The sequence below is a fragment of the Caulobacter sp. D5 genome (assembly GCF_003185805.1).
GTDB lineage: Bacteria > Pseudomonadota > Alphaproteobacteria > Caulobacterales > Caulobacteraceae > Caulobacter.
On the sequence record NZ_QHJY01000068.1, the window covers coordinates 1 to 9,193 of the forward strand.

Below are 9,193 nucleotides of genomic sequence, written 5' to 3' on the forward strand. Positions count from 1 at the left end.
TGCCGCGATCACTTCCCCCTCAGTCGCTCCGCGACAGCTCCCCCTTCAGGGGGAGCATCTGATCTACGCCTTCAGCCGCAGCACGTTGTCCACGGCCCGCTCGGCCACCGGCAGCGGCGTGTCCACGGCCTGGCGCTGGACCAGGCAGCCGTACCAGCCCAGGCCCTTGTAGGTCTCGTAGCCGGGGGTCAGGGCGTAGCCGATCGTGCGGTCGCCATCGGCGTAGCTGCCCATCGAACCGTGCGAGGTATTGAGCTTGAAGGTTTCCACCAGCACGCCCTGCCCGTCCGAAGCCGCCAGCACCCGGTGGTTCTGGTCGAGCAGCAGCACGCGCGAGCGGCTCTTCTCCTCGTCGGTCATGCGCACGCCGTCGACGATGGCCTGGGCCTGCGGGCGCCAGTCGAAGTGAACGCCCAGCACGCCGATGACCTTGCCCTTGGCCTCGCCGCCCTCGCGGATGGCGGTGGCGTAGGTGGCGACCGGGGCTTCGTCCAGCAGGCGCTGACGGGCGATGTCGGCCACGGCGAAGTCATCGCCGCTCTTGGTGCGCATGGCCTCCTGGAACCACGAGGCGTTGGCCACCGACGCGCCCTGAACGCCGCGATACTTGTCGGGCCGGCCGCTGGCGATCACCCGCCCGGCCGTGTCGCAGATCCACAGGTCCAGATAGACGGTGTAGGCGTCTAGAATGACGCGCAGGCGCTGGCTGGCGTAGTCGGCGGCCTCGCGCGACGGGGCCATGGCGCAGTCGACAACAGCGCTGTCGGTGGCCCACCAGCGCACGTCGCAGGTGCGCTCATAGAGGTTGCGGTCGATGATCTCGATGGCGTTCAGGGCCAGGTCCGCCAGCCGCTGGCCGCGCAGGTGCGACAGGATCGCCCCGCCGATGGCGGTCAGTTCGTCGAGGTCGGCGCGCACCTGGCTTTCCAGGGCCCCGGCCACCTCGTCGATCTGGGTGGAAATCTTCTTGAACTCCTCGGCGACGATGGCGAAACCCTTGCCGGCCTCGCCCGCGCGGGCCGCCACGATCAGGGCGTTGATCGCCAGCATCTTGGCCGCGCGATTGACGGTCGAGATCTCGCCGATCTTCTGGCCTGCGACGATGCTCAGCCGCTCGGACAGGTCGAGGATGCGTTCCGGCCGGAGGCTGGATTCTTCGACGGACATGGATGCCCCCCCCGGGAACGCGAATCGAAAGCTCCGGTAAGGTTGACACCAGCGTCAGCTTTCCACCGCCCATTTCAGAAGGAAACTTCGCGTGGCGGGGGAACGGGCGAACAGCAGCCCCCAAATCGCACAGCTTTCGAGCAGAGATTGCTCAAACAATCCGCATAACGGCGTTATCCATCAACCAAGCGTCACAAGGTGCTTGGCGGCCACACCTTATGACACCGGTGGACATTTCTCGAAGAGGCGGGCAGGGTCGCCTCGCCAGGACGAGACGCGATCGACGCTCGCCGGCCTTCGGGGAGAGACACGCCGCCATGACCATCCGCCCTATCCTCCCGCGCCTGCTCGCCGGCGCCGCGGCGCTCGCCCTGCTCGGCGGCGCGACGGCGGCCATGAGCCAGACCCTCGCCTTCCCCGGCGCCGAGGGCGCGGGCCGGCTGTCGCAGGGCGGCCGCGGCGGGGCGGTGATCAAGGTCACCAACCTGGAGGATTCCGGCCCCGGCTCGCTGCGCGCCGCCATCGAGGCCAAGGGGCCGCGCACCGTGGTGTTCGACGTGGCCGGCACGATCCAGCTGAAATCGGACCTGAAGATCAGCGAGCCGCGCATCACCATCGCCGGCCAGACCGCGCCGGGCGGCGGGATCACCGTGCGCGACCACACCCTGGTCGTCGCCGCCGACGACGTGGTCATCCGCTTCGTCCGCTCGCGCCTGGGCGACGAGAGCAAGACCGAGAGCGACGCGATCTGGATCAACAAGGGCCGGCGGATCATCCTCGACCACGTCTCGGCCAGCTGGTCGGTGGACGAGACCCTGTCGGCCTCGGCCCGCTACGGCGAGGAAGGCCAGGGCTTCTTCGACCTGACGGTGCAGTGGTCGATCATCGCCGAGTCCATGGCCCATTCGCTGCACGCCAAGGGCGACCACGGCTATGGCAGCCTGATCCGCGGCGGCATGGGCTCGAAGATCAGCTTCCACCACAATCTGTGGGCCAGCCACATGGCCCGCATGCCCCGCCCCGGCAACTACGACGGCCCCGACAAGGACCCGGTCGGCGCCCTCTTCGATTTCCGGTCGAACGTCTTCTACAACTGGGGCAAGGGCTATGCCGGCTACGACGCCGACAAGGCGGCGCTGGCGGCCTACAACTTCGTCGACAACGCCTATGTGCCCGGCCCCAGCAGCGGCAAGCCCGTGGCCTTCCAGGAAAGCAACACGCTGGCCCGCGCCTATTTCGCCGGCAACAGCATGGCCGGGGCGGTTCCGGCCGATCCCTGGAGCCTGGTGACCTTCACCATCCCCGAGCCCGCCGGCTATCGCCAGGCCGCGCCGATCGAGGTCGCGCCGGTGACGCCCGAGCCGGCCGACAAGGCCTATGCGCGCGTACTGGCCGACGCGGGCGCCTCGGTGTTCCGCGACAGCGTCGACGCCCGCATCGTGGCCGGGGTGCGCGACCGGACCGGGACGGTGATCAACAGCCAGAAGGACGTCGGCGGCTGGCCCGCCCTGCCCGCCGGCAAGGCCGCGCCCGATACGGACGGCGACGGCATGCCCGACGCCTGGGAAAAGGCCCACGGCCTGAACCCGAAAAGCGCCGCCGACGGCCCCGCCCTGGCCAAGGACGGCTCGGGCTACACCAACCTGGAGCTCTATCTGGCCGACGCCGCCAAGCGGCGCGGTTGACGCCTCCGCCGGGCTCGGGCGAGCTAGCGCCTCAACTTTGGGGCGCACCATGCTTAAATACCTGGATACCGTTCGAGAACTGCTGATCGTCTATGTGGTCATGCTGCTGGCGGCCGCGGGGTCCTACGCCTTCTTCGAGGGCAAGACCTATCTCGACGGCGTCTGGTGGGCCTGCGTCACGGCCACGACGGTCGGCTATGGCGACATGTACCCCGCCACTCTGGGCGGGCGGATCACGGCCGTGGCGCTGATGCACGTGACCCTGCTGCTGATCCTGCCCCTGCTGATCGGCAACATCTGCTCGCGCTGCATCAAGGACGCCAACGAGTTCAGCCACACCGAGCAGGAGGAACTGAAGGCGACGCTGGCCCGACTGGAGGCCAAGCTCGACGGGAAGACCTAGCCGGCCTCCAGGCACGCCTCGCGCAGCCGCGCCAGGGCCTTGGGCGTGTCCTTGCGCAGGCCGGCGCGCAGCAGGGCCTTGGGGATCACCCAGTCCACGGCCAGTCGGTTCTCGTAGAACACCCGCGTGCCCGCGCCGCCGGCCAGGGGCTGCAGCCGCCACTCGCCCTCCTCGGCCTTCAGGTCGCCCTCGACCAGCCGAAAGCGGATGCGCCGCCGCCCCTCGTAGTCCGAACGGAAGACGATGCGCATGCGGGGAAAGAACAGGCTCTTGCGGGTGACGTGCTCGCGGACATCCCAGCCCCGCTTCTGGTCGCCCGACAGCACCGCACAGCGTTCGAGATTGGTGATCATCCGCGCCGCGCTCGCGCAGTCGGTCAGCACGGCCCAGACGTGGTCGGGCGGGGCGGCGATGTCGATCACCCCGCGCACCTGGCCGCCGGTCGCCCCGGCCGGATCGGGCGAGACCTCGGCATGGGCTTCGCCGCGCGCCAGGCTGGCCCGGGCCTCCGGCGACAGCTCGAAAGCGCTGGCTGGCGCGGCGACGGCCAAGGCGAAAATCAGGAGCGATATCGTCCGCAACGGCGTCTCCAGGTTCGTCCCCGAAGACAGCTACGTATCCGCCAGGCGATCAGATGCGGGTCAGCCGATCCGCTTCATGCCGAGGATCTGGACGGGCGCCTTCAGCATCTCGTCCTTCATCGCCTCGGTGTAGGCCGGGCCGCCCGTGGGCATGGCCAGGATCTTCTTCACGATCGGCAGGCCCTCGACCACGGTCCCGAAGGCCGCAAAGCCCAGGTTGTCCCCTTTCGCGCCTGGATGGGCGTCGAGATAGGGCATGGCGCTGGCGCAGATGAAGAAGTCGCAGGTGGCCGTGCCCGGCGCGTTGCGGGCCAGCGAGATCGTGCCCGGCTTGTGGCGCAGGCCGGTCTTCGTCGTGCTCTCGTGGGCGATGGGGGCGAAGCGCCGCGCCCGCTGCGGCGGCGCGCCCTGGATCGAGCCCGCGCCCTTGACGCCCTTGGTCCGCGAGGCGCGATAGAAGGTTCCGCCGTCGTACTTCTTCGCATCGACATAGCGCAGGAAATTGGCCGCCGTGATCGGGGCCTTCTTGTCCTCCAGCTCGACGACGATCAGCCCGGCGCTCGTCTGGATCGCCACCTTCGGCTTGCCGGCGGCGAGAGCCAGGCCCGGCGTGGCGACCACCAGGCCGGCGGCGCCGATCAGGGTGCGGCGGGCGATGTCGGTCATGGGGCCTCCTGGCGAGTGGTGCGTGATCCTCGTCCTTCGACAAGCTCAGGATGAGGATCAAGGTTGGTTTGGTTCTACGCCGAGAGGCGGCGCCGGCGTCAACATTGAAACCTCATCCTGAGCTTGTCGAAGGACGAGGTTTCGCCGCTCAGCCCTTCCCCCAGCCGCCGCCGCCGGGCGTCTCGATGACCACGCGGTCGCCGGCCGAGACCTGGGCCTCGTCGGTCGCCGCCAGGGGCTGGACCGTCCCGTCCGCTCGCTCGATCCGCGCCAGGCCCAGCGCCCCGCTGCCCCCGCCATGCAGGCCGAACGGCGGCACGCGGCGGCGGTTGGAGAGCAGGGTCACCGTCATCGGCTCGCGGAAGCCGATGGTGCGCACCACCCCGTCGCCGCCCCGGTGCTCACCGGCCCCGCCCGAACCGCGGCGGATCGAGAAGGCCTCGACCCGCACGGGATAGCGGGTCTCGAGCACCTCGGGATCGGTCAGGCGGCTGTTGGTCATGTGGGTCTGGACGGCGTCGGCGCCGTCGAAGTCCGGCCCCGCCCCGGCCCCGCCGCAGATGGTCTCGTAATACTGCCGCCGCTCGTCGCCGAAGGTGAAGTTGTTCATCGTGCCCTGCGCCGCGGCCATCACGCCCAGCGCGCCATAAAGGGCGTCGACCACCACCTGGCTGGTCTCGACATTTCCGGCCACCACCGCCGCCGGATAGCGCGGCTTCAGCATCGAGCCCTCGGGAATGACCAGCTCGACCGGCCGCAGGCAGCCGTCGTTCATCGGGATCTCGTCGTCCACCAGGGTGCGGAAGACGTACAGCGCCGCCGCCCGGCAGATCGAGGCCGGAGCGTTGAAGTTGGTCGGCACCTGATCGCTGGTGCCGGTGAAGTCCACGCGAGCGGTGCGGGCGGCCTGGTCCACCGTGATCGCCACCTTCACCACGCTACCGTCGTCGAGTTCGTAGGCGAAGGCGCCGTCCGACAGCCTGGCCAGCACCCGGCGCACGGCCTCTTCGGCGTTGTCCTGCACGTGGGCCATGTAGGCCTCGACCACGTCCTGGCCGAACTCGGCGACGAGGCCGGTCAGGCTTTCGGCGCCGCGCGCGCAGGCGGCGACCTGGGCCTTGAGGTCGCCGATATTCTGATCGGGATTGCGGGCCGGCCACTTGCCCGAGGCCAGCAGGGCGCGGGTCTCGGCTTCCAGGAACCGCCCGCCCTCGACCAGCAGGAAGTTCTCGATGAGAACCCCCTCCTCCTCGACCGTCTTGCTGCCCGGCGGCATCGAGCCCGGGGTGATCCCGCCGATGTCGCCCTGGTGGCCGCGCGCGGCGACGTAGAACAGCAAGGCCCCCGCCGCATCGAACACCGGCATGACCACCGTCACGTCCGGCAGGTGGGTGCCGCCGGCATAGGGGGCGTTGAGCATGTAGACGTCGCCGGGCTTCATGCCCCGGCCATCGCCCGTGCGACCATCGCGGATCGCCCGCACGCTGTCGCCCATCGAGCCCAGGTGCACGGGCATGTGCGGGGCGTTGGCGATCAGGTTTCCGTCGCGATCGAACAGGGCGCAGGAGAAGTCGAGCCGCTCCTTGATGTTCACCGAATAGGCGGTGTTCTGCAGGGCGAAGCCCATCTCCTCGGCCACGGCCATGAAGAGGTTGTTGAACACCTCCAGCATGACCGGATCGGCTTCCGTGCCGGCGGCGCGGCGCGGCGCGAGGGCCTCGACGCGGTCGAGGATCAGGTTGTGATGAGCATCCACGCGGGCGCGCCAGCCGGGCTCGACCACGGTGGTGCCGGTCGCCTCGCGGATGATCGCCGGCCCCGCGACCTCGGCGCCGACCGCCAGGCCCGCGCGGTCGAGCACCGGCGTGTCATAAGCCTGCCCCGCCAGACGCGCGGGCACGGTGGCGAGCACCCCGCCCTGCCCGCCTTCGCCGGCGCCCAGATCGGGCGCGGCGCCGGCGTCGGCATGGCCGATCGCCTCGACGCTCAGGGTCTCGACCACCAGCGGCGTGGCCGGCGAGACGAAGCCGAAGCGGCGCTGGTGCAGGGTCTCGAAGGCGGCCTTCACGCCTTCAGCGTCGGTCAGCGGCACGCGCAGCGGCGTGTCCGTACCGGCATACTTCACCAGCAGGGCCGCCTCGGTTTCGACCGTCACCAGCGGCGCGTCCTGGGCGCGCAGGGCGCTTTCCGCCTCGGCGGCGAGGACGGCGGCGCGGGCCGGCAGGGTGGCGGCGGCTTCATCCAGGCGCTGCTCGACCGTGGTCTCGCGCAGCAGGCGCAGGTCGGCCAGGCCCATGCCATAGGCGCTGAGCACGCCGGCGAACGGGTGGATCATCACCGTCTTCATGCCCAGGGCGTCGGCCACCAGGCAGGCGTGCTGCCCGCCCGCCCCGCCGAAGCAGGCCAGGACATAGCGGGTGACGTCGTAGCCGCGCTGGATCGAGATCTGCCGCACGGCCTTGGCCATGTTCTCGACGGCGATCGTCAGGAAGCCTTCGGCGATCTCGGCGGGGGTCATGGCGCGGCCGGTGGCGGCGGCGATCTCGGCGGCCAGGGCCTCGAAGCGCTCGGCGACCACGGCGCGGTCCAGCGGCTGGTCAGCGTTGGGACCGAAGACGTGCGGGAAGAACTCGGGCTGCAGCTTGCCCAGCATGACGTTGCAGTCGGTCACCGTCAGCGGCCCGCCGCGTCGGTAGCAGGCCGGACCGGGATTGGCCCCCGCCGAGGCCGGACCCACCCGCAGCCTTGCACCATCGAACGAGCAGATCGAGCCGCCGCCGGCCGCCACGGTGTGGATGTTCATCATCGGGGCGCGCATCCGCACCCCGGCCACCACCGTCTCGTAGGCCCGCTCGTACTCGCCGGCATAGTGGCAGACGTCGGTCGAGGTGCCGCCCATGTCGAAGCCGATGACGCGGGAAAAGCCCGCCTCCGCCGCCGTCTTGGCCATGCCCACCACGCCGCCGGCCGGGCCGGACAGGATGGCGTCCTTGCCCCGGAAGGCCCGGGCGTCGGTCAGGCCGCCGTTCGACTGCATGAAGAAAAGCCGCGTCTCCTCGCCCAGCCGCGAGGCCACCTGATCGACATAGCGGCGCAGGATCGGCGACAGATAGGCGTCGACCACCGCCGTGTCGCCCCGGCCGACCAGCTTCATCAGCGGGCTGACCTCGTGGCTGGCCGAGACCTGGGTGAAGCCGATCTCGCGGGCGATGGCGGCGACGCGCGCCTCGTGGTCGGTGAAGCGGAAGCCGTGCAGCAGCACGATGGCCACGGCCCGAAAGCCGGCGTCGTAGGCCGCCTGCAAGCCGTCACGGGCGGCGGCCTCGTCCAGCGGCCGCACCACCTCGCCGTCGACGCCGATGCGTTCGTCGATCTCGACGACGCGGGTGTAGAGGGCCTCGGGCTTTATGATGTTGCGGTCGAACAGCTTGGGCCGCGCCTGCTGACCGATGCGCAGGGCGTCGGCGTGGCCTTGCGTGATCGCCAGCAGCGTCGGCTCGCCCTTGCGTTCGAGCAGGGCGTTGGTGGCCACCGTGGTGCCCATCTTCACCGCCTCGACGCTCCCGCCGCCGCCCTGCTCCAGCAGGGCGCGAACGCCAGCCACTGCGGCGTCCTCGTACTGCTCGGGGTTTTCCGACAGCAGCTTGTGGGTGACCAGGCGCCCGTCCGGCCGGCGGGCGACGATGTCGGTGAAGGTGCCGCCGCGATCGATCCAGAATTCCCAACCGGTCGCGCGCGGGTCTTCGAGGGTCATGGGGCGGGAGACTCCGGAACGTTCGTCCCGTGAATAGCTCCCGCCCCTGCCTACGTCATTACTTGAAGACGCCCAGCAGCGTCGCGACGCCCCACAGGCCCAAACCGAGGAAGATCAGCGCCGCGCCGATGCGCACATACATCAGCGGCACGATCTTGGTCGCCGCCTCGCCCAGATAGACGGCCGGCACGTTGGCCAGCATCATGCCCAGGGTGGTGCCCGCGGCCACCAGCGGCACGTTGTGGAACTGGGCGCCCAGGGCGACGGTGGCGATCTGGGTCTTGTCGCCCATCTCGACCAGGAAGAAGGCCACGGCCGTGGTCAGGAACACGCCGTAGCGGCCCACCGCGCCGCCGTCCTCGTCGTCGGCCTTGTCGGGGATCAGCGCCCAGGCGGCCATGGCGATGAACGAGAGAGCGATCAGCCACTGGAACCAGGCGCCTTGCAGGTACTGGGCGACCAGCGAACCGGCCAGGGCCGCCAAGGCGTGGTTCAGCAGGGTGGCCGCCAGGATGCCGAGGATGATCGGGATCGGCTTCTTGAAGCGCGTGGCCAGGATGATGGCCAGCAGCTGGGTCTTGTCGCCGATTTCGGCCACGGCCACGACCAGGGTCGAGACGAGCAGGGATTCCATGAAACACCGTTGCGGGGCCGAGCGCAGACAAGACGACAGCGACCGTTTCCCCGCCCAGCCCGGACGGGAAACGACGCCGTTGGTCTCGCCAAGAAAGCTGTCGGTGCTTCCTTCACCCGCGCCATGGTCCCGAAAGACCAAGTATGTTGACGACGGGCCCCGCTGATAGGCGCGGGCGGCTACTCCCCAAAGGGTGAGGGGCGTTTAGCCGGAGCCGCCCGCCGGATCAAGCAGAGAGCCATTCGCAAGTGGGCAGGGGGTCGACTGGCGGAACTCACAGACCCTCTCTCTCAGAGAGAGGGA

General features: G+C 69.8%; 7 protein-coding genes and 1 pseudogene. 2 read left to right on the plus strand and 6 right to left on the minus strand.

The genetic code is table 11. The annotated features are described in order from the left end of the window. Positions 1-63: 63 nt before the first annotated feature. Positions 64-1,167: a methyl-accepting chemotaxis protein gene (locus DMC18_RS05460; RefSeq protein WP_110121431.1), complete on the minus strand. Its 1,104-nt coding sequence runs from the start codon at positions 1,165-1,167 to the stop codon at positions 64-66. Positions 1,168-1,484: 317 nt separating this feature from the next. Here DMC18_RS05460 and DMC18_RS05465 point away from each other — a divergent pair, with 317 nt between their 5' ends. Together DMC18_RS05465 and DMC18_RS05470 are read left to right on the plus strand one after the other, a co-directional pair. Continuing rightward, complete coding sequence (locus DMC18_RS05465; protein WP_110132748.1) at positions 1,485-2,852, plus strand: pectate lyase; 1,368 nt, start codon at positions 1,485-1,487, stop codon at positions 2,850-2,852. A gap of 49 nt (positions 2,853-2,901) precedes the next feature. Further along, complete coding sequence (locus tag DMC18_RS05470; RefSeq protein WP_110121433.1) at positions 2,902-3,255, plus strand: potassium channel family protein; 354 nt, start codon at positions 2,902-2,904, stop codon at positions 3,253-3,255. On the opposite strand, the gene DMC18_RS05475 is transcribed toward DMC18_RS05470, so the two are convergent. The 5 genes and pseudogenes from DMC18_RS05475 to DMC18_RS05490 form a co-directional block, all read right to left on the minus strand. Further along, positions 3,252-3,836: an SRPBCC family protein gene (locus DMC18_RS05475; RefSeq protein ID WP_233245337.1), complete on the minus strand. Its 585-nt coding sequence runs from the start codon at positions 3,834-3,836 to the stop codon at positions 3,252-3,254. The two genes, DMC18_RS05470 and DMC18_RS05475, sit on opposite strands and share 4 nt — an antisense overlap. Before the next feature lie 60 nt (positions 3,837-3,896). Further along, positions 3,897-4,502, minus strand: a complete 606-nt coding sequence (locus DMC18_RS05480; protein WP_110121435.1) for a peptidylprolyl isomerase — start codon at positions 4,500-4,502, stop codon at positions 3,897-3,899. Between the two features lie 26 nt (positions 4,503-4,528). After that, a pseudogene (locus tag DMC18_RS27250) lies at positions 4,529-4,607 on the minus strand (hypothetical protein); the annotation flags it as partial. Positions 4,608-4,650: 43 nt separating this feature from the next. Continuing rightward, entirely contained in the window at positions 4,651-8,256 is a 3,606-nt protein-coding gene (locus tag DMC18_RS05485) for a hydantoinase B/oxoprolinase family protein (RefSeq protein WP_110121436.1), read from the minus strand. 58 nt (positions 8,257-8,314) lie between these two features. Further along, complete coding sequence (locus DMC18_RS05490) at positions 8,315-8,890, minus strand: TMEM165/GDT1 family protein (RefSeq protein WP_110132749.1); 576 nt, start codon at positions 8,888-8,890, stop codon at positions 8,315-8,317. Between the last annotated feature and the right edge of the window lie 303 nt (positions 8,891-9,193).

Bases quoted from the DNA above. Each gene is read 5' to 3' on its own strand.
- DMC18_RS05465 (WP_110132748.1), top strand. From the start codon at position 1,485: ATGACCATCCGCCCTATCCTCCCGCGCCTGCTCGCCGGCGCCGCGGCG.
- DMC18_RS05485 (WP_110121436.1), bottom strand. From the start codon at position 8,256: ATGACCCTCGAAGACCCGCGCGCGACCGGTTGGGAATTCTGGATCGAT.
- DMC18_RS05460 (WP_110121431.1), bottom strand. From the start codon at position 1,167: ATGTCCGTCGAAGAATCCAGCCTCCGGCCGGAACGCATCCTCGACCTG.
- DMC18_RS05480 (WP_110121435.1), bottom strand. From the start codon at position 4,502: ATGACCGACATCGCCCGCCGCACCCTGATCGGCGCCGCCGGCCTGGTG.
- DMC18_RS05490 (WP_110132749.1), bottom strand. From the start codon at position 8,890: ATGGAATCCCTGCTCGTCTCGACCCTGGTCGTGGCCGTGGCCGAAATC.
- DMC18_RS05470 (WP_110121433.1), top strand. From the start codon at position 2,902: ATGCTTAAATACCTGGATACCGTTCGAGAACTGCTGATCGTCTATGTG.